This is a genomic window from Kriegella aquimaris, assembly GCF_900103215.1.
GTDB lineage: Bacteria > Bacteroidota > Bacteroidia > Flavobacteriales > Flavobacteriaceae > Kriegella > Kriegella aquimaris.
This window is the reverse complement of record NZ_FNGV01000003.1, coordinates 112,221-137,755: the sequence shown is the minus strand read 5'-3', so window position 1 is coordinate 137,755 and position 25,535 is coordinate 112,221. Positions and strand designations below refer to the sequence as shown.

General features: G+C 39.6%; 20 protein-coding genes and 2 pseudogenes. 16 read left to right on the top strand and 6 right to left on the bottom strand.

Annotated features, from left to right (window positions below):
- Positions 1-27 precede the first annotated feature (27 nt).
- From BLS33_RS08425 to BLS33_RS08410, 4 genes and pseudogenes are all read left to right on the top strand, one after another.
- Positions 28-2,436: a penicillin acylase family protein gene (locus tag BLS33_RS08425; RefSeq protein WP_089887403.1), complete on the top strand. Its 2,409-nt coding sequence runs from the start codon at positions 28-30 to the stop codon at positions 2,434-2,436.
- Positions 2,437-2,518: 82 nt separating this feature from the next.
- Positions 2,519-4,054, top strand: coding sequence for a YifB family Mg chelatase-like AAA ATPase (locus BLS33_RS08420; protein ID WP_089887401.1), 1,536 nt, complete (start codon positions 2,519-2,521; stop codon positions 4,052-4,054).
- 51 nt (positions 4,055-4,105) lie between these two features.
- Positions 4,106-5,017 (top strand): hypothetical protein, encoded by a 912-nt coding sequence (locus BLS33_RS08415; RefSeq protein ID WP_089887398.1) that lies wholly within the window; start codon positions 4,106-4,108, stop codon positions 5,015-5,017.
- A 31-nt stretch (positions 5,018-5,048) separates the two neighbouring features.
- Positions 5,049-5,762: pseudogene (locus BLS33_RS08410) on the top strand (YifB family Mg chelatase-like AAA ATPase); the annotation flags it as partial.
- A 242-nt stretch (positions 5,763-6,004) separates the two neighbouring features.
- Here the strand turns inward: BLS33_RS08410 and BLS33_RS08405 are convergent.
- Positions 6,005-6,457: a DUF1036 domain-containing protein gene (locus tag BLS33_RS08405; RefSeq protein WP_176801360.1), complete on the bottom strand. Its 453-nt coding sequence runs from the start codon at positions 6,455-6,457 to the stop codon at positions 6,005-6,007.
- 591 nt (positions 6,458-7,048) lie between these two features.
- Here BLS33_RS08405 and BLS33_RS24650 point away from each other — a divergent pair.
- Both BLS33_RS24650 and BLS33_RS08395 read left to right on the top strand, forming a co-directional pair.
- Positions 7,049-7,190: pseudogene (locus BLS33_RS24650) on the top strand (ATP-binding protein); the annotation flags it as partial.
- 301 nt (positions 7,191-7,491) lie between these two features.
- Positions 7,492-10,632 carry a TIR domain-containing protein gene (locus BLS33_RS08395; protein WP_089887392.1) on the top strand — a complete coding sequence of 1,047 codons (3,141 nt, stop codon included), beginning with the start codon at positions 7,492-7,494 and terminating at the stop codon, positions 10,630-10,632.
- Positions 10,633-10,693: 61 nt separating this feature from the next.
- Here BLS33_RS08395 and BLS33_RS08390 read toward each other — a convergent pair whose 3' ends face one another.
- From BLS33_RS08390 to BLS33_RS08380, 3 genes are all read right to left on the bottom strand, one after another.
- Positions 10,694-11,017: a hypothetical protein gene (locus tag BLS33_RS08390; RefSeq protein ID WP_089887390.1), complete on the bottom strand. Its 324-nt coding sequence runs from the start codon at positions 11,015-11,017 to the stop codon at positions 10,694-10,696.
- The gene (locus BLS33_RS08385) at positions 11,004-11,435 is read right to left on the bottom strand and encodes a hypothetical protein (protein WP_143017590.1); all 432 of its coding nucleotides are present in this window, start codon (positions 11,433-11,435) and stop codon (positions 11,004-11,006) included. Before BLS33_RS08385 ends, BLS33_RS08390 begins: the two co-directional genes overlap by 14 nt.
- 464 nt (positions 11,436-11,899) lie before the next feature.
- Positions 11,900-12,445 carry a hypothetical protein gene (locus BLS33_RS08380; RefSeq protein WP_143017589.1) on the bottom strand — a complete coding sequence of 182 codons (546 nt, stop codon included), beginning with the start codon at positions 12,443-12,445 and terminating at the stop codon, positions 11,900-11,902.
- Between the two features lie 475 nt (positions 12,446-12,920).
- On the opposite strand from BLS33_RS08380, the gene BLS33_RS08375 reads away from it, so the two are divergent.
- Positions 12,921-13,649 carry a hypothetical protein gene (locus BLS33_RS08375; protein WP_143017588.1) on the top strand — a complete coding sequence of 243 codons (729 nt, stop codon included), beginning with the start codon at positions 12,921-12,923 and terminating at the stop codon, positions 13,647-13,649.
- A 183-nt stretch (positions 13,650-13,832) separates the two neighbouring features.
- On the opposite strand, the gene BLS33_RS08370 is transcribed toward BLS33_RS08375, so the two are convergent.
- On the bottom strand, positions 13,833-16,073 hold the full coding sequence (locus BLS33_RS08370; protein ID WP_089887379.1) for a polysaccharide lyase family 8 super-sandwich domain-containing protein: 2,241 nt from the start codon (positions 16,071-16,073) through the stop codon (positions 13,833-13,835).
- Positions 16,074-16,203: 130 nt separating this feature from the next.
- The gene (locus BLS33_RS08365; RefSeq protein ID WP_089887377.1) at positions 16,204-17,292 is read right to left on the bottom strand and encodes a Gfo/Idh/MocA family protein; all 1,089 of its coding nucleotides are present in this window, start codon (positions 17,290-17,292) and stop codon (positions 16,204-16,206) included.
- Positions 17,293-18,147: 855 nt separating this feature from the next.
- Between BLS33_RS08365 and BLS33_RS08360 the strand changes: the two genes are divergently transcribed.
- From BLS33_RS08360 to BLS33_RS08325, 9 genes are read left to right on the top strand one after another with little or no spacing between them, the layout of a single operon-like run.
- The gene (locus tag BLS33_RS08360) at positions 18,148-18,735 is read left to right on the top strand and encodes a Pvc16 family protein (protein ID WP_089887373.1); all 588 of its coding nucleotides are present in this window, start codon (positions 18,148-18,150) and stop codon (positions 18,733-18,735) included.
- Entirely contained in the window at positions 18,732-19,709 is a 978-nt protein-coding gene (locus BLS33_RS08355; RefSeq protein ID WP_089887371.1) for a hypothetical protein, read from the top strand. The genes BLS33_RS08360 and BLS33_RS08355 overlap by 4 nt, the downstream gene beginning before the upstream one ends.
- Positions 19,710-19,738: 29 nt before the next feature.
- Positions 19,739-21,694 (top strand): phage tail sheath family protein, encoded by a 1,956-nt coding sequence (locus BLS33_RS08350; RefSeq protein WP_176801359.1) that lies wholly within the window; start codon positions 19,739-19,741, stop codon positions 21,692-21,694.
- A 36-nt stretch (positions 21,695-21,730) separates the two neighbouring features.
- Positions 21,731-22,180: a phage tail protein gene (locus BLS33_RS08345; RefSeq protein WP_089887366.1), complete on the top strand. Its 450-nt coding sequence runs from the start codon at positions 21,731-21,733 to the stop codon at positions 22,178-22,180.
- Positions 22,180-22,623: a phage tail protein gene (locus tag BLS33_RS08340; RefSeq protein WP_089887363.1), complete on the top strand. Its 444-nt coding sequence runs from the start codon at positions 22,180-22,182 to the stop codon at positions 22,621-22,623. Before BLS33_RS08345 ends, BLS33_RS08340 begins: the two co-directional genes overlap by 1 nt.
- 2 nt (positions 22,624-22,625) lie before the next feature.
- Positions 22,626-22,784, top strand: coding sequence for a DUF5908 family protein (locus BLS33_RS24825; RefSeq protein ID WP_176801358.1), 159 nt, complete (start codon positions 22,626-22,628; stop codon positions 22,782-22,784).
- Between the two features lie 12 nt (positions 22,785-22,796).
- Positions 22,797-23,483 (top strand): CIS tube protein, encoded by a 687-nt coding sequence (locus BLS33_RS08335; protein WP_089887360.1) that lies wholly within the window; start codon positions 22,797-22,799, stop codon positions 23,481-23,483.
- Between the two features lie 6 nt (positions 23,484-23,489).
- Entirely contained in the window at positions 23,490-25,235 is a 1,746-nt protein-coding gene (vgrG, locus tag BLS33_RS08330) for a type VI secretion system tip protein VgrG (RefSeq protein WP_089887357.1), read from the top strand.
- Between the two features lie 9 nt (positions 25,236-25,244).
- Positions 25,245-25,535, top strand: coding sequence for a PAAR domain-containing protein (locus BLS33_RS08325; protein ID WP_089887354.1), 291 nt, complete (start codon positions 25,245-25,247; stop codon positions 25,533-25,535).

Below are 25,535 nucleotides of genomic sequence, written 5' to 3'. Positions count from 1 at the left end.
AGCCAAATTTTGAATCATATTTGTTTTGTGAAAAAAATAAAAAAAATAGGAGGCTTATTTCTACTGTTTGTAGTGCTGTGTCTCATTTCCATTGGGGTAATAGCTTATTTGTTAAGTCCCGATTATGAAGGGGAAAAAGAATTAACTAATCTTTCTGAAGAAGTCGAGGTATACTATGACACCTATGGCATTCCACATATTTATGGAACCAATGAAGAAGATGCTTTAAGGGCTATGGGCTATGTACATGCCCAAGACCGTTTGTGGCAAATGGAGTTGCTGCGGCGTATAGCGAGTGGAGGATTATCTGAGGTGTTTGGCCAAGATTTAGTGAGTACCGACAAATTCTTTTTAGCCCTGGGCGTCAATGACGCTTCGGAGAAAGCGGTATCTGAATTAAATCTTTATGATAAAGAAATACGGTTGGCCCAGGCTTATTTAGATGGTATCAACCAGTTTATTAAAGAAGGCCCGACCCCAGTAGAATTTTATCTTACCGGAATTGAAAAACGACCTTTCGAATTGAAGGATGTCTATAATACCATTGGGTATATGGCTTTTAGTTTTGCCATGGCGCACAAGAGCGACCCCTTGCTTACTAATATTAAGAACACCCTTGGGGCAGATTATATTAACGATTTGGAGGAAGGATTTGGAAAAAACACATTACGGATTCCGAATTACGAACTCAAGTCGTCAGAAGTTGCCGTTACAAATTTGACCACGGCGGTGATGGAGTCTCTCGAGGCATTGGCCATTCCGCTTTTTGAAGGTAGTAACGGCTGGGTATTAGGACCTGAAAAGACAAAGAACAGGAAAGTATTGTTCGCCAATGATCCCCATATTAGCTTTTCACAGCCGACCGTTTGGTATGAAGCCCATATCAGTACACCGACCTATAAAATATACGGGTGCTATTTGGCCGGGGTACCTTTTCCGGTATTGGCGCATAATCATGAAATGGCGTATGGTGTGACCATGTTCGAGAACGATGATGTTGATTTCTATTTTGAGGAAACTAATTCGTCTGATGCGACACAATACCGAACAGAGAAGGAGTGGAAAAACTTTGAAACGGTTTCTAAATCGATTACTGTCAAAGATGCCGAGGATGTGCAATTTTCCTATAGAAAAACGAATCATGGCCCGATAATGAACGGTTTAATCGAACAAATAACCAGTGAGCGGCCAATGGCCATGCGGTGGGTATATACCGAAAATGAGAATAGAATCATGACGGCGTTGTATGGCATGTCACATGCCCAAAATATGGTGCAGTTTCAAAATGCATTGCCTAATATTCATGCACCAGGGCTTAATGTGATGTACGGAGATGCTCAAGACAATGTGGCATGGTGGGCTACGGCGAAACTTTATGAAATTCCCGATAGTGTAAATACCAAATTGGTTTTTGAGGAAAATGCGGGACTTCCCCTAAATAGAAAATATCTTGATTTCACTAAAAATCCACATGCGATTAATCCTCCTTGGAACTACGTTTATTCCGCCAATAATGAGCCCGATTCAATGGAAGGAAAGCCTTACCCGGGCTATTATTTGCCAGAAAACAGGGCAAAACGTATCGTACAACTTTTGGAACCGAAGAACGATTGGGATATGGCTTCGGTACGTGATATGATGAACGATGTAACTTCCATTGTGAATACGGAGATAATTGATGATTTGGCACGTTTGATGGAGGTTGAACAACTTTCGCGCAAGCAAATTGATGCTTTGGATAGAATTAATGTTTGGTCGGGGGCTTCTGTTTTGGAAAGTTCCGAAACCACATTATACCACAGGTGGATTTACTATTTTTTAAAGAATACATTTGAGGATGAGTTGGGAGAGACAAGATTCCAACAGTTTATGGAAACGCATTTTCTCAAGAAACAGATTGCGTTAATGGCGGCGAAGGAAAATTCGATTTGGTGGGATGATGTACTTACCCCGGATAAAGTCGAAACAAAGGAGCAAATAGTACAGATCTCCTTTTTACAGGCATATGCCTCGCTGTCAAAAGATTTTGGGGAAGATATGTCGAAGTGGAGTTGGAAAAAGGTACATACCTTGGAACATGGTCATCCTATTGGGCAGATAGCCGCTCTTCGACCATTTTTTAACGTCGGACCATTTGCAGTCGAGGGTACGCGCGAAGTAATCAATAATATGGCTTTCTCATATGACTCGACCGGATTCTATAAGGTAAGCTACGGCCCATCAACAAGGCGTGTCATTGATTTTTCCGATATTGAAAACAGTTATAGCATCTCACCGACCGGCCAATCGGGTAATCCGTTCAGCGCCCATTATAAAGACCAGGCCAAAATGTATGCAAAAGGTGAATTTCGTAAGATGTTGATGAACAAAGATGAAATTATAAGTACTTCAAAATCTTTGCTTATATTGAAGCCAGTTCAAGAAGCAGCGGAGTAGAAAAGAGAGAATTTGAACCGCACAATGCAATGCTGTTCAGGGTACTAGTGCTTTTGGCTAATAGTCATCTAAAATATAAACAATGCTGACAAAAGTTTATGGCAGTTCCGTTTTTGGGGTGGAAGCAACCACCATAACCGTCGAAGTGAATGTTGATACGGGTGTGGGCTACCATTTGGTGGGTTTGCCCGATAATGCCATTAAAGAAAGCAATTATCGCATTGCTGCCGCTCTTTTGAACAATGGGTACCGTATTCCCGGCAAAAAGATTACTTTGAACTTGGCTCCGGCAGATTTACGAAAAGAAGGTTCTGCATATGATCTTACCTTGGCCTTGGGTATATTGACGGCCTCTAATCAAATACAATCCACTGACATTGAAAAGTACATCATTATGGGCGAGCTTTCCTTGGACGGAAGCCTACAACCCATAAAAGGAGCCCTTCCGATTGCCCTAAAGGCCAAAGAAGAGGGGTTTGAAGGATTTATCCTTCCCAAAGAAAATGCCAAAGAAGCCGCCATCGTTGATGGTCTTAAAGTCTATGGCGTTGAAAATATAGCTGAAGTCATTTCATTTTTTGACACTGGTAAACCTCTTGAACGAACCATAATTGATATTCAGGAAGAGTTCTATAAAAATCTTGATTTCCCAGAATTTGATTTCTCCGATGTAAAAGGACAGGAGAGTATCAAGCGCTGTATGGAAATAGCCGCCGCTGGCGGACATAACATTATCTTGATAGGGCCACCGGGTGCGGGTAAAACGATGTTGGCCAAACGATTGCCTTCTATTTTGCCGCCCATGACGCTGCAGGAAGCCTTGGAAACTACTAAAATACATAGTGTTGTCGGTAAAATTAAGAATATGGGGCTGATGAGTCAGCGGCCTTTTCGAAGTCCGCACCACACCATCAGTGACGTCGCCCTGGTGGGCGGGGGTGCCTATCCGCAACCCGGGGAAATTTCATTGTCGCACAATGGGGTTTTATTTTTAGACGAATTGCCCGAATTTAAAAGGGGCGTACTCGAAGTTATGCGCCAACCGCTTGAAGACCGTGAGGTTACCATTTCAAGGGCACGGTTTACCGTAACCTATCCCAGTAGTTTTATGTTGGTGGCGAGTATGAACCCGAGTCCTGGAGGGTATTTTAACGACCCCGATGCACCGGTAACTTCTTCCCCGGCTGAAATGCAGCGGTATTTAAGCAAAATATCAGGCCCTCTTTTAGATCGTATCGACATACATATCGAAGTGACCCCGGTACCCTTTGAAAAACTCTCTGAGGACCGTAAGGGGGAAGGCAGCGTCGCCATTCGTCAACGGGTAACCGAAGCACGGGAACTACAGACCCACCGTTTTGAGGGCTTGGAAAATGTACATTACAATGCCCAGATGAATTCCAAACAGATACGCCAATTCTGTAAACTCGATGAGCCTTCAAAATCGCTCTTAAAAAATGCGATGGAACGGTTGAACCTTTCGGCACGTGCCTATGATCGAATTTTAAAGGTCGCCCGAACGATTGCCGACCTTGAAAAAACGGAAGCCTTAAATGGCAACCATATTAGTGAAGCCATTCAATACCGTAGTCTGGACAGAGAGGGGTGGTTGGGGTGATTGGTAATTTTTATAAGTTAGATTTGTTAGAAGGATTTTGGAATATTTGAAATGAAAAAGATGATAGATTTTATTATTGAATATGGCATTGCTTCAGCTGCTATTTTTGCTGGCGTATCATTTGTAATCATTCAAATGCATGCTAAAAGGGAAGCTAAGAAATCAGAAGAAGATATTAAGAAAAAAATTGATTTGACAGTACAAAAATCTGTGGATCAGACTGTCGAAACGATGAAAATACAATTTCAAAGTGTTTTAGAGTCTTTAAAGAGTAACTCAGAGTCCAATATGAAGGCACTCAATACCCAAGGTGAAACAATAATTGCTAATCTCAGTAAAAAATCACAAGAAGCCTCTGAAATTATCCAATCGAGTATTAGCAAAATAGAAAGTGATACTGATAGATTGAGAAAGGGTTTGCTTTATAATTCAGCTGTTTTGAGAGTGAGATATAGAGTATCGAGGTCTGCGGGGCAAGGGATGGATAATAAGGAAGAACTAAAGGCATTTTTGGGTTCTTTTGTTGGTGATTTTAGATATTCTTTACATGTTAGTCAGGGATCTAATAATTTGAAATACACAGCGAACGAGGGAGACTTTATCTATTCTAGTCAAGAAGGTGGTGGAAAGAACAGAAACGCTTATCACATACCTTACATAAACTTGGATATTACTGGCAAGGACGCAAATATTTGGGTGTGGGATTTTATAATTTCTTACAAATTTGAAATTGTTGAAATAAAAGGTGATGTGTCTATTGAAAAGTTAAATTCAGTAACTCTATTTTGTGATCCAAAGCTCGAATTCATGAATGAAGAAGATTTCACAAATCATCAGAATCTAAAAGTATCCTCCGCTTTTTTACAAATTAATGGAAAGGAGTATAACCTTAAATTTGAAGATTTTATGAAAGGGGATGTTGAATATAGGACAATAGATGTCATTAATTTTAAAATAGAATAAATTTCCAGAAAAAATATTACACCCCACATTATACACAATAACTGATGTCGCCCTGGTCGGTGGCGGGGCCTATCCGCAGCCGGGGGAAATTTCGTTGTCCCATAATGGAGTTCTGTTTCTAGATGAACTGCCCGAATTTAAAAGAGGCGTTCTTGAAGTCATGCGCCAACCTTTGGAAGATCGCGAGGTTACGATTTCACGAGCACGATTTACGGTTACCTACCCCAGTAGTTTTATGTTGGTCGCCAGTATGAACCCGAGTCCCGGAGGTTATTTTAACGACCCCGATGCGCCGGTAACCTCTTCCCCTGCAGAAATGCAACGGTATCTCAGTAAAATATCCGGACCTTTATTGGATCGTATCGATATACATATCGAAGTGACCCCCGTTCCTTTTGAAAAACTCTCGGAGGACCGAAAAGGAGAAAGCAGTGTGGCAATCCGTAAACGAGTAACCGAAGCGCGAGAAATACAGACGCATCGTTTTGAGGGGCTGGAAAATGTGCATTACAATGCCCAAATGAATTCGAAACAGATACGCCAATTCTGTAAACTCGATGAGCCATCAAAATCGTTGTTGAAAAATGCTATGGAACGACTGAATCTTTCAGCGCGGGCCTATGACCGAATTTTAAAAGTAGCGCGTACCATTGCCGATCTTGAAAAAACGGAAGCCTTAAATGGAAATCATATTGGAGAAGCGATTCAGTATCGGAGTTTGGATCGTGAAGGGTGGTTGGGTTAAAGAGGAATCTTTCAAATTATAAAACATGAGGTCTAAATGGATTATAGTCTCATAATATCAGTTTTACGTGATCGACAGTGTAAAAAAACTATGACTATCCTCATCATGTAACCTATTAAACCCAATCTTAAGGCACTTACTTTTTGCATCGCCTGTCACGTCATTGCTTCCGGTTCACAAATCAAATACCTAATACACTGTTATAGTACAGTTTTGTCTAGTAGTTAGAAGCAGACAGAAAATTATTTACACGTAAAAGGAAGCGTGTAATTCCGCAAATTACTGGGTATATCGCTAGAAAAAAAAGATACCCATTCTGCCGAATCTTTATCTAAATAGCTTATTTGGTCCATGGAGTATTCGAAAGATTTATCAAAAACAGGCGCCTCTATTTGGTTTTCAGGGTCTAGACTGCCATCCCATACGCTTCCTTTAGAACTTTCTGCATGCAAATAAATAAGGTGTTCATAGGTCTTTACACCTATATCTTCCTTAGCATTTGGTTCGACCACAAACCATCCAGCGACTTTTTTCGAACCATCGGAATCAACATATAATGCAGCAACTGAAATTGTTTCAGCGCAACGATTATGTATGGTTATAGTGTGATATTTTACGCCCTTTTTCTTGTGTGTTCGCTCCGTTTGTGAAGTTTTGGTTCCCTCAGGAACACTCGAGCGTTTTTGGCTTTGCATATTTTGAGAGCAAAATAGAACAGCTATAAAAAACAATAAATTTTTTATCATGAGTATCAGCGCGATTAAAAAAAAGGAGCGTGCAGCGGATCAAAAATAGGGAAAATACAAAAAGTCTGCTTAAATTTTCATTATAGTTTTTCTAGACCGTTAGTCTAGGCTATTCCAATAGTAGCGTTTAGACAAGAAGCAGTGATGGTGATGGCTCGAAAGGGTGTACTCAAAAGATTCAATTGTATTTGAGCCGTTACGGCATAATTTTCCAATTTTGAGGGGTTAATGAAAAATTCAAAAAAAAAGTAAAAGTACAGCCAATCCTTGATAGCAAAACTTGCCAAGAGTTTGTGGGAATAAGCAAATTATCAATAAATGCATCAGTAGAGAACTATTTTTGTGATTTACGCCAGCCAAGATAACGAGCTGCTGCTTTAGCAAGCTCATGGGCAATTAGTACTACATCTCCTATTTGTAGTAGTATATTCAGAATTTGAATTAAATTCGTAGTTTCTATTTATAAAGAATTTATTATTAGTTGATTATGGTGTTAAGTTAGTAGATTTAGCAATTGACCATTCTCAAAAATATGATCCCCCACATCATACATAATTACTGACGTTGCTTTGTCGGAGGTGTGGACTATTATCAGCTAGGAGAAATTTCATTGTCACATAATGGAGTTTTATTTTTAAACGAACTCCCCTAGTTTGAAAGAGGCGTACTTGAAGCGATGCGTTGACCCTTGGAAGATTGTGAGATTATAATTTCACGGGCACGGTTTACCGTAACCTACATACATATTTGATTATAATAAAGGCGATAGCTCAGAAAATGTAGGACAGTAATTACATGAGGGCTTTTGCATCAGTTTTAACCCCAGGTACAACCCCAAAAAATCCCATTTCAAATGAAAACGTTACGACATAATTTTCTAATTTTGAGGGGTTAACGAAAAATTCAAAAAAAGTAAAGTTTCAGCCAACGGTTTGCTGTAATGCTTACTACGATTTTTCACAAAATGAGCAATCTATAAGCAAATGCGTCGGAAGAGAAATATTTTTGCGATTTATGCCGGCCAAAATAACGAGCAGTTGCTTTATCTTTTGCTTTATCTGAAGCAATTAGAAGATGAATTTAATGTGGCTATTTGGCATGATGACCCTATTTATCCTGAACAGCAATGGAAACCGAAAAATGCATCACGATTTAATAGGGCCGATATATTTCTCCTTTTGGTAAGTGAGGCTTTCTTGCATTCTGAATTTATCAAACAAGATGAATTCAAATTGGTGATTAATCGATATCGAAGGGGTAAGGCTATAGTCATACCTGTACTACTTGATGATTGTAAATGGGATATTGATTTTGAATTCGATGATCACAATTTTAATATAAAGGAACTGAAGGTCTTACCTAACGAGGGAAAACCCATTACCGACTGGAATTCTGCAGATCAGGTATTTATGCAGGTTGTCGACCATTTGAAAGAGGTGATGGCTTCATTTACAGAGAATCATGAACAAATGAAATCTAAGGATAAGATAAAAAAGAAGATGGCTGTTAGCAATAGGAAAGAACAGATAGAGATAAATTTTTTCGAAGAAAATAAAATTAATGCTATCACTGAAGAGGATAAAAGACTTAAGGAAGAAGCTGAGGCTAAAAAGAAGTTACAGAAGGAGAACAAACGCATGGAGGAAGCCAAGGCCATAAGAATAGCTCAGGAAGAAAGGCGACTACAGGAAGAAATTGAAGCTGAAAAAGGAGTAGAAAAGGAGATTATACAGGAGGAAGAAAAGAAACTAAAAGAAAAAGCCGAAGTGGAAAGAATCGTTCAAGAAGAAAAGCGATTGAAAGAAGAAGCCGAGGCTAATAAAAGAGTCGAAGAGGCGAATAGACTTGAGGAAGAAAAAAGACTAAAAGCAGAAACCGAAGTTAAGAGAAAGGCTGAACTAGATGAAATTGTGCGACAGGAAGCCGAAGCTAAAAAGGTAATTGATGAGGAGAATAGAATCAGGGAAGCGACCGAAGCTGCAAGAATAGTTCAGGAAGAGAAGAGATTAAAAGAAGGGGCTGAGGCCAAAGAAGTAAGTATAGAAGAAAAGTGGGAGAATGAAGAGGTAAAATCCGAAAAAGGTTACGAACAGGAAAAAAGGCGAAGTGAAGATGTTGCGACGCAGAAAAGAGTCATAAGAAGAAATCGCCTCACAGGATATAATTATCGATTTAAAACCGGAAAAGTGGTCGAGGCCAAAGAAGCAACTATAGAAGAAAAGTGGGAGAATGAAGAGGCAAAAGCTCAGATGACAGTAAAGTCGAAAAGAGACGTCGAGATAACAAAATCCGAAAGCGAGACTATATTGGAAGAAAGAGGAGGAGAAGATGTTGCGGAGCAGATAAGAATCCTAAAGAAAAATCGCCTCACAGGATATAATTATCGATTTAAAACCGGAAAAGTGGTCGAGGCCAAAGAAGTAACTATAGAAGAAAAAGGAGGGAATGAAGAGGCAAAAGCCCAGATAGCAATAAAGTCGAAGAGAGAAGTCGAGATAAAAAAATCAGAAGGCGAGACTAAATTGGGAAAAAGAGGAGGAGTAGATGTTACGGAGCAGATAAGAATCCTAAAGAAAAATCGCCTCACAGGATATAATTATCGATTTAAAACCGGAAAAGTAGTCGAGGCCAAAGAAGCAACCATAGAAGAAAAGGGAGGGAATGAAGATGTAAAAGCCCAGATGGCAGTAGCGCCGAAAAGTGGCGTCGAGATAACAAAGCCCGAAAGCGAGGCTAAATTGAAAAAAAGCGAGGCTAAATTGAAAAAAAGATTAGGGGAAGTGGTCGCGATGCTGAAAAGCGTCATGAAAAAAAATCGCCTCGCCTTAGAACATTATTATCAGTCTATAATCGGAAAATTGTTCAAGGCCAAAGAAGCAACCATAGAAGAAAAGGAAGATAATGAAGAGGCAAAAGCCCAGATGGCAGTAGCGCCGAAAAGTGGCGTCGAGATAGCAAAGCCCGAAAGCGAGGCTATATTGAAACAAAGGCTAGGGGATGTGGTCGCGATGCTGAAAAGGGTCATGAAAAAAAATCGCCTCGCCCTAGGACATTATTATCAGTCTATAATCGAAAAATTGTTCAAGGCCAAAGAAGCAACTATAGAAGAAAAGGAGGAGAATGAAAATGCAAAAGCCCAGATGTCAGTAGCGCCGAAAAGTCGCGTCGAGACAACAAAACCCGAAAGCGTGGCTAAATTGAAAAAAAGACTAGGGGAAGTGGTCGCGATGCTGAAAAGGGTCATTAAAAAAAATCGCCTCGCCTTAGAACATTATTATCAATCCATAATCGAAAAATTGTTCAGGGCCAAAGAAGCAACTATAGAAGAAAAGGAGGAGAATGAAGAGGCAAAAGCCCAGATGGCAGTAGCGTCGAAAAGTGGCGTCGGGACAACAAAATCCGAAAGCGTGGCTAAATTGAAAAAAAGGCTAGGGGATGTGGTCGCGATGCTGAAAAGGGTCATGAAAAAAAATCGCCTCGCCCTAGGACATTATTATCAGTCTATAATCAAAAAAGTGGTCAAGGCCAAAGAAGCTACTATTAAAGAAAAAGGGTGGGGTGAAAATAGAAGAATGCGGAACGGATTCTTCATTGCGGCCTTTATTATTGGTGGACTAATGATTTATATGTTTACGGGAGGTTCTGAAAAGAAATCAACCAACTTACCGGAAATTGAGCAAACAGGGGTAGATTCTGAAATCGTGACCGAAACCACAATTGATGCTGCGGAGCAGGGAGAATCTTTTTCAAAACTGGCTATTGGCGACACCTATGGGGGAGGTATTATCTTTATAATTGACCAATCCGGTAAAACGGGTAAGATAGCCTATTCAAAAGATGCGGGACCAATGTCATGGGAGAAGGCCATGAATATTCACGAGCAACTGGGCGAAGGCTGGAGGTTGCCCACTCTTGATGAATTGGGGGCCATGTACCGGACTATTGGTCAGGGCGCGACTAACAGTGGTCAATTTGCTGACAAATTGTATTGGAGCGCTACCGCTTACGATACAAACCAGGCACGGCTTTTAAGATTTAGTGATGGCAATACTTCGTACCATTACAATAAGAAAGTAGCACACCGAAAATTTCAAGTTCGGGCAGTCCGTGATTTTAGATTATAGGTAGGGTCGGTGGTAGGTCAATAAGCGTTTACTTGGTGTTTGATCAAAGTATAAACAAATACTAATAATCTTTGGCTAAATGAATATTCCCCAAACTTAAAAGATGGTTGCGTAGTGCCAGATAATACATCTCTCTGTTTTCCGGGGTGTCTTCCGAACGGTCTTTAAGTAATAAATGGTATGATAAGGTTTCATCACAGCAAAAACCTTCTAAATCACTATATTTCTTAGACTGAAAGCGCTCTACGGCATCGGTAAAATCGTATGCAAACGAATCTTGATTATTTATAAGGGATATTATGGCATTGATTTTTTGTGTCATGCTTACCAATCGCTTACCTGCTTGGGTCAGAAAACTGACCCGTGTGCCATTATATTCCTTCATTGTTGTTGTTTTTAAAGAAGTTGATAATCAAGAAAATACTGAGAATTACTACCAGACCCAATTTTATATTTATGCCGTTCAAAATGGCAGAACTTTTTTGGTTTGTAAAAATGATAACGAGCTGATAAAGACTTAAAAAAACAGGAATAAGCAGAGCGAAACGATAGGGCTTGCCTATTGCGAGTTTGTAAGCTATCAACCAAGCAATATGAATGGAGAGGTACATACCGGTCGACCATAAAAAAGCGTTCCAGCTAGAATACCCTAACACTCCACCTTCTGGTAGGTTTGGAAAAAGATTATGCAAATAGGGTAGCAATGAGATTACGATAATACCCAATGCTACCCATAAGTGCTTTGTTGACGTTTTAGTCCACGTCTTGGTCTTTGATTTCGTCTTTTCTAATTGCATCCTCATAAAGCTGGTCATCTTGCGCGGTACTATCAACGCACGACGTTAAACCCATTGTGAATACACTAACCAAAGCAAATAAAACAAGTTTTGAAACTTTCATAATAAAATATTTAAGGTTTATAATATCCTTAAACTATAAAAGTTTTCGCTACTAACTTGTTTTACAAGGGGTTGTTATCCACAAAAATTACCTTTTTATTAACATTTATTTTCTTACCAAATATAATAAATGTAATTCTTACAAGCCAATTAAGAGGTAAAGTTTTAAAATTTAACACTATAGTGGAGCGTTAAACCAATTATACGTAGTAACTGTCCTGTTTCCAAATTAAAGAAAAGGGAGTTAAAGCAGAAATTTTAAAGAGTAGATTTTAAGCAATCGTGAATGCACATGGCCTAAAATTTTCGTTCCTACCATGTACTTGTTGATAGGAACGATATAGGGTTACAGAAACCGCTTATATAAATTAATAGCTAGCTATAGTAGCTATTTCGTCTTCAATTGTTTTACGCCGTTGAAGTAATTTTTTTTGTTCTTCAGCCAATTGAAGTTGCTTCTGCTTAATCTTTTCCAATTCTAGCTGTAATGCTGTGGCTTCGGGTGAAGTTTCAACCGGAAAGCTATCGGAATCATTGATTTCATCTTGATTGTTCTGGGTAAAAAGGTCGAGTTGATTAATTACGTCTTGCGTATTTTCAAGTGCCTTTTTGGTATAGTGTCGACCCATATCCCAATCGTCTTGTTCGATTGCTTTTTCCAGATTATCCAATCCATCAAAAATAGCCTCCATGGCTGGTTCACATCCGCATGTTTTTGCCAATTTTTGTGTTTTCTCCAAAGCTTCCAATGCTCTGGTAGCATAGTATTTCTGATGCTCAAAATTATTGGAGCTCATTGATTTCTTGGTATGGCTTAAAACATAGGAAACAGATGAATAAGTATTATCACAGTTTGCCGATGCAAACATGATAGTTAATAGGAAAAGAGTTGATAATAATGATTTCTTGCACATAGGAGCAGGTTTAGTTCATTTAAGATTTGGGAGTGCAAGAAAGACCAACTTTACGGGATAAAGAAAATTATGTGGTAAATAGGTGGTCTTTTGTGGTCAACGCCCTGTTTTCAATTGTGTTCATTTTTTTAAAGCCTAATAATTCTATCAGATTTCTATGAGAATTACTCTTCATATTTGTTCTTATTTCCATCCTTGGAAAAGTTTACTTAATTGATTCTAAGAGGATGTTTTTTTACATGGTGACGGGCAAAATTTCTGTAAAATTCAATATTTTATGTAGAAAACACCTATTGAATTGCTCATTGAGCAACGAACACGTCAGCATAGACCATCTATACATTTCTTACTTTTATTTTGTAGTCCATTATTTACATTTGCTCCATACTATTTGATGACGTACAGAATTCTTGCTAGCGGATTTTTCGATGTATCGATCAAATGAAAATCAATTTTAATCTTTAAATTTTAGAAAATGAAACGTATAAATATTATTAGAGCATTTACATTCCTATTTATGGGAAGTCTTTTTGTCATATCGTGTGAGAAATCGGACACGGAAACGGAGCTGCCGAAGAATGACGCCCAAGAGGAGGGCTTTAAGAGTGTAACTGGTAACAACGATTCGGTTTCGGAAGAAACTTCTGAAGTATTAAGTCCAGTTCTACAACTGCAATATGATGCATCAATGAGTAAAGAGGATGTAGAAGCAGCTTCTGAAAAGGAGGTGGCCAAATATATTAAAGAAAACAAAAGTGCTGCAAAGAGTACGGAATGGTTCTACAAAGTGCAGACAAATACAGGTACCCAATCAAACAATGATACCGATGGCAATGTTTGGGCTAGGGTCAATTTTTTAACCGATGCAGGACATCGACATTTGAGCTGGATGAAATTAGATCATGCTTGGCCGTATAATGACCATGAAGGTGGTTGGGGTGTTTACCTTTTTAGATCAACCACACAAAATCCATCTATTGGGTGGTTGGAAGCAGAAAATGCTACCTTAGCACTACAAGGTACCGATGGTTGGTATGTAAAGAACTTTGATATCCATGTTCATACTAGTTATCAATCGGGATCTGCATCAGGAAGTACCCATGTGTTTTCATCCCCAGAGGTTTGGTTGGACAATAATACCTCTAGCGGTTGGGATTATTATTCCACAGGAAATGTGGGTTCTGGTAGAATGAACTTTAATTAGAGCTACTAGCATTACTTTGATAAAAAGACCACGGTTAGCAATGACCGTGGTTTTATATTGAAATACCCCCTTTCCTAATCATAAAAGTAAATAAATCATAACCGAACAAGGTTGTGATTTATTTATTGACAAGCGTCTTTTTTAAGAATTTAAAAGGTTGTTTCGACAATCAAATCGATTCACTTATAAGGCTATTGTCACGCTTTTACCAGCATCGACACCTTGGGGCAAATCAATAGAAATTCTTGAGACTTTTTCCTTCTTATTCCAGATAGCCGAGAAATTTTCACCTTGCTTATTTACCTTTCCTGAAATAGAAATATGCATTTTTCCCAATTCTCGATTGGGATCCGATACCGAAATGCTTTTCACTAAATCACCTTTGGTTTTGATCATCACAATTCCCGGACTATCTGCACATAATTGTAGATTTTCTGAGATATCAATAGTATTTGCTTTATAGAAAACAGCCTGAAAAATGTTTAGTTCTGAGTTTCTAACGGCTTGTACTTCTGGGGTGTTCGAAACTATGGTAATACGGCTTTTAGAACTATTTTGTTTTAATTTCTCTAATGAAGTTGCTGGCACTACAATGTACTCGTATGACGCATCGGCCGGTCTGACTCCATGATCAAGCCATAATTTGAAAACATCAAGTTTCACTTCTTCTTTGGGAGAATCGGCCTGTTTGTTGATTTTCCACCACGATCCAGTGGCTTCATTATTTTTTATGTGTACGTTAGTAGGTTTTGTGAAGACATAACCAATTCCATCTTGATAGACCCAGTCGATGTTTTCATAGGCCTTGTCATTTTTTTCGATGACTGAGGGTGTGCTGTTTTTAGAAATAGTGACATCATCTCGAAGCAGACACTGATTCAATGTTGTTGCTACGGCGACTTTATTTTCATAAGAAATACCCGCACCAAGGGCAACGTATTCCTCATCAAAAAAGAACCATGACTTTCGAGCGCAAAGGGTATCGTGCTGACTCTCAAAATCAAAGGCGACCGCTGCATATTTGCCATCGGTGACGGCACCGACAAATTCAGTGGAGCCCCGTTTCTTAATTTGTTCAGGATCCTGCATTTCCGGTTTTTGAACGATGGTCGCACCCGGTATTTTTTGGTAGTCGTAAACGGGCCAAATATCAAAATATTCATCCCCTGTACGCGAAACATGGTTAGTACCATCTCCGCGATAATGGTTTAGTAGCCCTTCACTATTATAGGGGCTCTCCATGTTATGATTTCGGGTGGAGTACATTCGCACCGATGTAAAAAAATCGGGACGTTGAAAGGAAAAATGCTCCGAATGCCTATAAAATGTGGCATGTGAAGTGGTGGGTTTTATTCCTTTATCCCTGATATCTACGATTTCCTGAAGTTCGTCTTTTCTATAAGATGATGTACGCAATAACCCTTTGGCCATATCTGAATTATAGGCGTGAAGTGAACCTTCGCGACTCATGCTTCGGTTTTTGGCCCCGGCATCGGGGTACTTGCCAAAGACGGCAGTTTTACAGATGCCATCTAAAAAATAGTCGATTAAACCTGCTAACTTCTCATCAGAAAAACTATATGCTGTGTCGGCCGTATACACAGCCCATTCGACGAAAGCGCTGGCATAGCTTAACCCGTATGATAAAGTGTTATTCACCCCATCTTGACGGTGATGGAAACTGTTATCATACTGAATTCCCCGTCCGCCGGCAGTGCGGTTCTCAAATCCCCCTGGATCATGGCGGAAACCATAACCATATTTCATGCCGATCCATTCGACGTTCTTTATTTCACTTTCAATTACCTTGATAACCAGATCGAATTGCTTATTATTATTTAAGAAAAGCATGTTCTTTGCTTCGATACCGGCAATTTTGATACGGTCTCCGCCTGGCCGAGCGCCTTGCGCATCGATATTGGCCCTATTAATCATAGGTTGCGCTTTTTCGACTAGGGCAGGGGGCAAATCGTCCCCGATTACCAATAATAAAGCTACTAGAATATTTGGTATCCCGATTTGGTTGTACCACCAATTATCACAGATATAATCATTATCTACCCAATTTTTTAATGCCCTTTCGATAATATCTTTTACCTGTTCGTTCTTATAAAATTTTGAATTTTCGGTTTTATAAGCTTGCCCCAATGACAGCATATTGTTCGCATGAATACGATGAAGAAATCCTTCGCGGGAAACGTCAGCATAGTCGATACCAGGCCAAGTGCCATCTTCTCGAAATGTATCGATTATTGATTCGATTTGCATGTCACCGGGATAAGAATCCATCAGTTTGGTAACAATTCTCTGCTTAATACGCTCAATATCAGTTTGGGCCGCCGCCAATGAATTTCCAATAAAGAACAGAACAATGAATAATTTGAAACTTATTTGTATGTGAGATGTTACCGTGTTTTTGGCCATTTATTTTTTAATTATTGATAGTAAATAATTATTGAGGTAGTATAGTAAATGCATAGGATCTCAGTACATTCTTGATTGGAATGCCCTTAAATGAGAAACTTTGACAAATTCTTATGTGCCGATTAGCGGTTTATATTTTTACTGTGCAATTGGCATTTGCAGATTTGTAAATTGCTTCTACCACGCGAATATCGCGCAGACCCTCTTCACCAGGAACAAGTAAATCAGTTTTGTTCATAATTGCCATGGCGTCTTCATCCATTTGCTTGGCCTGCTGACTTTCGATGGGATAGTTTATTTCAGTACCATTCGACATGCTTCCCTTATTGCCGCGATACGAAGAATGGGGTTCCATTTTAAGCCACCCCTTTTCGTAATTGACTTGAAGGTGGTTCATATTAATACCAAAGCTCGTCTGGCATGAAGCTCGGGCACCACTAGGAAATTCGAGTTGAAACATCATGGTTTCCTCAACTTCATGATATACTTCCGGCCGTGTGGTAGAAGCTTGTGCGAGAACCGAAATAGGTTCTTCCCCCGTGGCTAATCGAGCACCTTGCAAGGCGTAAACACCCATATCGCCCATTGCACCGCCACCCAAGTTTTTCTTTTGTTTCCAATGGTCGGTTCTTCCGTCGAAATATCCAGCGGCCGAGGTGACCATTTTAATTTTACCAAAGGGTTTTTCTTTGGCGACTTTCATATAGGCTTGAATACCAGGGTCGTGTTGGCAGCGATAACCTATGGCAAGTTTCACTTTATTATCATTACATGCCTTTATCATGGCCTCACAATCGGCAATAGATGGTGCCATTGGTTTCTCACACCAAATATGTTTGCCGGCTTTGGCACCGCGTACAGTGTATTCAGCATGCATTGAGGGTGGGAGAACAACGTAGATAACATCGATTTCAGGATTATTCGCGATGGTATCGTAATTTTGATAGTTATAGATGTTTTTATCGGCTATGCCGTATTTCTCCTTCCATACCGGAATTTTCTCAGGACTTCCGGTTACAATACCCTTGAGCTCACAATTTTTAGTCAACTGTAGAGCGGGGGCGAGTAGATCAGTACTATAATACCCCAAGCCCACAAGGGCAACCCCTAATTTTTCTTTTTTTGGGCTGGTGGCCGATAGCAGTACATTCGGTGAAAAAGCCGATGCAGCTGCAATAATTCCCGTTTTTTGTAGAAATATGCGTCTTTGGTTTTTCATAATTTTGAAATTTAGCGTAGAAATTACAATAAATTTCGAATAAATCAGTCAATAGACAAACTACAGACTAAAAAAAGAAGACCAAAAAAATAGCGGTCAGCTCAATGAGATTGTTATACAGATACAGGAACAGCACTGGAATAAATCCGATCAGGTTCCTTCTAGATTATTCAAAACCTTTAAAACATTATATTCTTGATATCAGTATGTACATTGACCAAAGAAAGCAGAATCCGCAAAAAATGTAAACAAAGTAAGAATAGGTAGTTTTCTTATCCATAAAATGGTTTTTTTATAAAACGGCAAAATTCATAATGTAGGATTTTACCTCCATGAAGTGGCAGTAAATTCGATTAGGCGTTTTCGATTTCGTTCAAATGCTTTTTTGATCTATAAACGGGTTTGTCGTAAGTACTATAAGTAGGATGATTGAACATTGAAATTATCTTTTTAATCTGATGTTTTAGCATAAAGACAGTAGCCCCATGTTATGTCTCATTTTCCTGGAAAATTCTGGGTATTTGCATAAAAAGTACTGTTAGACACGGCTTATACAGGATTTTGTGCCAACTATACATGTTTGTTTAAGACCTTCGGAAGATTACCTATTTTTAATCTATCTCAAATTTTACCTCTGTCTATACCCTCTATGACAGAATCTACGTTTAGAATAATTGCAATGCGAAGTCTTGATACGACAGCATACTCCCCCGATGCGATTTAATGTGGCCCGCTCATTTTAAATAATGAATTAGACGTGAAACTCCCCCGTATTCGTCCTTTTTAATGTTTGATGTAATTTAAAAACACCGAAACCGTAATGAGTTTTATAATTGGTACTTTATAAATAGCACTATGATTTACGAAGTTTTGCAGGTCATTACAGAAGAAGTAAATAGTTATTTCGAAGGAAATCCGGTTTCCTTGGAAAATATTGCTACCGTAATGGATTCTGATGGTAACGATAATCAAAATACCACTACTGACATCGTACTATCACTGTTGAATATGCAGGAAGAGTTTGCGATGAAGAACATATCCAATAATTATAGTACGGGCACCACAGTAGATTATAGAAACCATAAGGTCAACTTAAACCTTTATGTGCTTTTTAGTGCAACAAATGCCTTATACACAGAAGCCTTAAAAGGAGTTTCAAAAATCATCGAATTTTTTCAAGGTAAGAGTGTGTTTACACAAGCTAATTCGAGTTTCATTCGGGAAGGAGATATGATGGATGTGGAAGACTTTAGGTTTTCGATTAGCCTGTACACACCAACATTTGAAGAGCTTAATTTTATTTGGGGCACTTTAGGAGGGAAACAATATCCATCAGTGCTATATAAGGTTTCGCTTATAGAGTTAGAGCGAAAAGACGTTGGAGTAGAACGTGGCAGTTTGATTACTGAAATAGATAATCAACTTAAAAATATCGAATCATGATATATCGTACGCTCTTCAATATCAACTTTCACCATGCCTACTTTTTAAATAAAGGAGATGATGTGTTTTCAGGCCTACCGGAAAATGAAAGAATGAAAATCTTAAGAAACTATAAGATTTCAGATTATTTGAAAGTTGTGCCCACGCTGTCAACTCAACATACTATTAAAGGCTATCGACTATTGTTCAAACCGCATTCCGAAGGTTTTAGAATGGGTTCACAAGTGTTAATCGAAGGAGATTCAGACCCAGTAAAATATACCCCGTTGATTGCGTTGCCCAATGACTTGACACTTACTTACAAACTGTACAGTACCGACCCATATTTTGAAAATTATACCCAAATTACCTCAAAGAGTAACAATGGGCTTTATTTGTTTTCCAATCTAAAGCCCGATTCGGAAACATCCGATTTTGCTAATATTTTTACTTGGGATGGGAGTGTCGATCCAGATTTTTTATTGACAGAGGAAGGAGCTAGAAGAATCGTGCATACCATAGCTTTCGAAGATGAATTTTTCAATTCAAACAATAACAGGTTTTCTATAGCCCATATCGATAAGTCAAATATTGAGACTCCCGATAATGTTGCACTCTTGGAAAAATATATCCAAACCCAGAAGAGCAAAGGTTTGATTGGTTTTATCCGCTTGTCTGTAAAGGGCGATAATAATCATGATCTATTAGAATTCGATGAGAGCAACCCTGCCAACATAAAACAATACATACAAAACCTACCCCTTCAATTCACTTTAGGATTTAAAAATAGACGAACATTCTGGAGATACAATGGTGATTTTGAAGGGGCACCATGGGTTACTTCGGATACCAAACCTTTAGTTAAAAATGGCTTTATCCCGATCGGAACCTCGGATTTTAACCCCGAACCTGCAGTGGAACACCATTTTCCGAACCCCAAGGTTAACCTTATAAAGAAGGAAGAAAGTAAGTATTACTCAGACATATTCATTTGAAATAGCAATTTAATCTAAAAACAAAAATTATGGCAAATTACAGAACACCTGGAGTCTACATTGAGGAAATATCGAAGTTTCCTCCTTCGGTAGCTCAAGTCGAGACTGCGATTCCTGCCTTTGTCGGGTATACCGAGAAAGCCAAGGAAAAAGAAGAAGATCTTAGCGAAACATTGCATAGGGTTCCAAAACGAATTACCTCTATGTTAGAATATGAGGTACATTTTGGATTCCCCAAAAAGGAAACTGCTTTGGGAATTATCATTACTGAGACTGATGGTGAAAAATCGATAAAGGTCACCGAGGCGACCATGGCAAATAAGTCACCTTTTTTGATGTATTATGGTATGCAGATGTACTTTGCCAACGGCGGAGGTCCGTGTTATATAGTGTCTGTAAACAGTTATGAAGATGCTATTGCGAACAATTCAGTAAGTCCTGTGCAGTTTGCTGATTTAAGCGAAGGATTAACCACTTTGGAAAAGGAAGATGAGCCGACCTTGCTGGTGTTTCCCGATGCCACATCTTTGGCCAATCATTCCGATTTTTATAATCTTTATAACAATGCATTGGCCCAATGTAAAAAACTGCAAGACAGGTTTACGATCATAGATACCTATACCGATGATGAAGATATTGAAATGAACGCCCCCGAGGGTGTTCGAAATGTTATAAGCTCAGATCTTGAAGAAATAAAGTACGGGGCCGTTTATTTTCCATATCTAGATTCTATTCTTGACTATCATTACGATGAGAATAGTCTTCAGATTACGCACAATACCAACCAGCCTTCACTGTTATCCGATACCAATGTCTCATTAACGAATATTTCCGATGAAAGATCGGGCATGGGTGCATTGGTAGCCAACCTCACCACTGCCGATACAGCTTTACAAGCGCTGAGTGCACCGGAAGCTTTGGCAAATGCATCGACTGTTACCCAAACACTACAACCAATTGTTGATTCCTTAATGGCGATTGCCGATGCGGCAAATAACGTCGTGAACAATGCAAATTCGGCGGCAAAAAATGCCAATGAAGATGCTGCGGTTTCAGCAGGAGCAGCTTCGGCCGCTACTGATTTGGAGAATGGTATCGGAGAGGCGTCGGCAATAAATACCCTTATTAACTCACTTAATGGTCATTTAGAAACGATAGAAGCTGCTACTGGAGGAACTGCCGTAAAAACAGAATCTGCCGCGGCTGTTGCAGCCCTAACGGGGGTCGAAAATACCATTCAAGCTATAGAAGGCCTGATTGCCCCCGCCGTAATTGATGCCATTACAGCTGCTTCAGCTGTCGACCCTGACGCTGGACCTTTAGATGGATATATGCTCGGTGAAATAAAGAATACCGATAGCGCTACCTATAACAATATAAAAACGGCGATTAACAATCTTCCGTTGCGATTACCACCATCCACTACAATGGCAGGTATATATGCCAGAGTCGACAGCGCTCGTGGCGTTTGGAAGGCACCCGCCAATGTTTCGGTAAAGTATATAGTGAAACCCAGTAAAAAAATCACCAATGACATCCAAGACCGTTTGAATGTCGATACCACTGCGGGTAAATCGATTAATGCCATTAGAACTTTTACTGGAAAGGGAACACTGGTCTGGGGGGCTAGAACACTTGCAGGTAATGATAATGAATGGCGCTATGTTCCAGTGAGACGTTTCTTCAATATGGTAGAGGAATCAGTACAACAGGCTACTGAACAATTTGTCTTCGAACCGAACGATGCCAATACTTGGACCAAGGTAAAGGCTATGATTACCAACTTTCTGAATCTACAATGGAAAGCGGGTGCATTGGCGGGGCCAACTCCTGAAAGTGCTTATTATGTAAAAATAGGATTAGGAGAAACGATGACCGCTCAAGATATATTGGAGGGTAAAATGATTGTAGAAATCGGTATGGCTGCGGTGAGGCCAGCAGAATTTATCGTTTTAAAGTTCTCACACAAAATGCAAGAGGCATAATCAAAAAAATTCAATTAATAATTTAAATACAGCATTATGGCAGCCAGTGATTATCCATTACCAAAGTTCCACTTCAAAGTAACCTTCGGGGACGCAGAATTTAACTGTACCGAAGTATCCGGACTGGACTTTGAAACAGAAATTATAGAATATAGGGGAGGTCTTGATAAAGAGTACCATAAAACCAAACAACCGGGGTTAAAGAAGTATAGTAACATTACCTTAAAACGGGGCACCTTTAAGAACTCAAAAAATCAATTCTTCGATGAATGGAAGAAAACGGTATTTTTTCAGGAAGAGGGAGAACAGTACCGGGGAGATATGACGATTAGCATGTTAGATGAGGCCCACGAGCCTATTGTTACCTGGATGGCCGCCAATGCTTGGGTGCTTAAAATTCAGTCTACTGATTTAAAAGCCGATGGCAATGAAATAGCCATTGAAACGGCCGAGTTCGCACATGAAAAACTCAAACTCGCAGATTGATGTCGGTTAACTATTATCCGCCTGTCGGGTTTCATTTTAAGGTAAACTTTGATGGAGTGTCCAAGAATAACGAAGACTACCGATTTCAATCGGTGTCAGGGCTGTCTGTGGATATAGAGACCGAGGATTATGCCGAAGGCGGAGAGAACAGGTTTAAGCACAAACTCCCTGTTAAAACGAAGTTTCCAAACTTGGTCTTGAAGCGCGGTATGTTGCTTGATTCCGAAGTTATTGCCTGGTGTCAAGATGCCATAGAGAACTTTGTTTTCAAACCAGCGAACATCACTATTGACTTATTGGACGAAGAACATAGTCCATTAAAAACGTGGAACATTGTTAACGCATATCCTGTTAAATGGTCGGTAGAAGACTTCAATGCCCAAGAAAGCAAATTGGTCATCGAGTCGATAGAGTTAGCATATAATTATTTTACAATCCTATAAGTATGGCTATAGAAATTAAAGAGCTACACATAAAAATAAGTGTTGATGGTGAACATGATAATCCTTCCTTAAAAAAGGAAAAAGGGGCGGATAAACAAGCAATAATCGCGACAACCGTAGAACAGGTTATGGAAATTTTGGCAAAGAAAAATGAACGATAATTTCAATTGACTATGGCAAATGATGCACAATTGACAAAATTAAGGGTTATTGCCTATAAAGACCCCCAATTTAATGAAAAGGTGAGTGATGGGGAGTTCACCAGTCTTCTGAATCCGGAGAAATATACGTTCAAATATGCCATAGAATCGAATAATGATCAGGCGGCCGGTACCAGTGATCTTTCACCAAAGTTTAACAAGAAACTACCGGAAGATCTAGAGTTGGATTTTTTATTCGATAGAACCGGAGTGATATCACAGGTTTCTTCAGCGGAAGAAGGAATTATAGAGGATATTGAAAAGTTTAAAAAGGTCATACTTGATTATAGTGGCGAAGAACATAAGCCTTACTATTTGATTATCTCTTGGGGAACACTGCTGTTCAAGGGAAGTCTTACCGAAATGAGTATTGAGTTTAAACTGTTCAAACCGAACGGAGCACCTTTAAGAGCTGTTGCCAAAGCTAAATTTAAGGGCTTTGTAGAAGATGATTTACGTGTGGCGATGGAGAATAACCAATCGCCAGATCTTACCCATGTGAGAACTGTAAAAGATGGCGACACCCTACCTTTAATGTCATACAGAATTTATGGTGACTCAAAATATTATTTGGAGGTTGCACGGGCAAATAACATCGGAAATTTTAGAAAATTGGAGACGGGAACACGTATTTTTTTTCCACCACTAGCAAAAAATTAATCAAGTATGAATAATAGTAGAGTCATAAATACAAAGCAAAGTGCTGACCTTGTTACCTACAAAATATTGGTCGAGGGTGAAGAGCTTTCCAAAAAACATCAAGTAAAGCGAATTTTAGTCGAAAAAGAAATCAACCGAATTACAACGGCCACTCTGACACTCGTCGATGGCGAAGCGGCAAAGCAAGATTTTAATTTGAGTAATAAAGACTTGTTGATTCCCGGTAAGCTCATTGAAGTTTCTGCAGGGTATCATTCCGATGAGGAACAGATTTTTAAGGGAATTATCATAAAGCATAGTATCAAAATTAGAAACAACAGTTCCCTTTTGATTGTTGAGTGCAAAGACGAAGCGGTAAAAATGACCATTGGTAGGAAGAGTAAATATTACTATGAATTGGCCGATAGTGAAATCTTTGAATCGATTATTGACTCCTATCGATTGGAAAAGGATATCGAAAAAACCAATTATACCCATAAAGAATTGGTTCAGTATCAAACTTCCGATTGGGATTTTATAGTCTCTAGGGCCCAGGCCAACGGTAAATTATGTTTTCTGGAAGATGGCAAAATCTCCATTAAAAAGCCTGATGTGGCACAAGATGCTGTTGAAACGGTGGCCTTTGGCGCGACCATACTTGATTTCGATGCGGAAATAGATGCACGTAATCAATACCATAAAGTATCTTCTTATGCTTGGACCCCGGCGGATCAAGAGCTTTTGGAAATTGAGGCGAACGATTCCAATGTCTCGCTGAACGGAAACCTGTCAACCTCTGAACTTGGTGATACAATTGGTCTTGAAAATTATGAATTAAGGCATGGCGGTACTTTGAGCGATATAGAGCTGCAAGATTGGGCAGATGCCAAGTCGCTGTTCCAACAATTGGCAAAAATTAGGGGTAGAGTAAAATTTCAGGGTATTTCTACAGTAAAACCCGGGGTTATTTTAAACCTCGAGGGTGTAGGTGAGCGATTTAATGGCAAAGCCTATATTTCTGGAGTACGTCATGAGATTGCAGAAGGAAATTGGGCGGTCGATGCACAGTTCGGAATCAATCCGGAATGGTTTTCTGAGACGTTCGATATCAATCCGCAACCAGCATCCGGTCTTTTGGGCGCCGTAAACGGACTTCAAATAGGTGTTGTCAGTCAGCTACAAGACGATCCAGATGGCGAGGATAGAATTCTAGTACAACTTCCCATTGTTAATGATCAAGAACAGGGCATCTGGTGTAGAATAGCATCGTTAGATGCTGGCGAAAACAGGGGTTTCTTCTTTAGGCCTGAAATAGGTGACGAAGTAATCGTCGGTTTTATCAACGAAGACCCTAACGATGCGATTGTTCTCGGAATGCTGAACAGTAGTGCTAAACCCGCCCCATTAACGGCGAGTGATGATAATCACGAAAAAGGCTTGGTCACAAGAAGTGAGATGAAAGTACTTTTTAATGATGATAAAAAATCGGTTCGAATCGAAACTCCTTCCGGCAAGGTGATTTCTTTGGATGAGGATGCCGGAACGATTATTCTAGAGGATGAAAATTCGAATACGATAACTATAGACAGTAATGGAATAGCCATTGAAAGTGGTGCTGATGTCGATATAAAAGCAACAGGAGACGTGAATATAGAAGGAACCAATGTGAATATTAAGGCCAGCGCCCAGTTCAAGGCCGAAGGTTCTGCCGGGGCGGAAATGTCTTCCAGTGGAACGGCAACGGTAAAAGGATCATTAGTACAAATAAATTAACGTAAGAATATGGGAGCACCAGCAGCACGAATTACTGATATGCATATCTGTCCGATGGTCACCGGGACTGTTCCCCATGTGGGAGGTCCCATATTACCCGCAGGGGAACCAACGGTTCTTATTGGTGGAGTGCCAGCGGCAAGGGTAGGTGATATGGCTACCTGTGTTGGTCCGCCAGATACAATATTGGCTGGTTCTGGTACAGTTATGATAGGTGGCATGCCAGCGGCAAGATTGGGCGATTCAACAGTTCACGGAGGCACGATAATAGGTGGATTAGCAACAGTTTTAATTGGATGA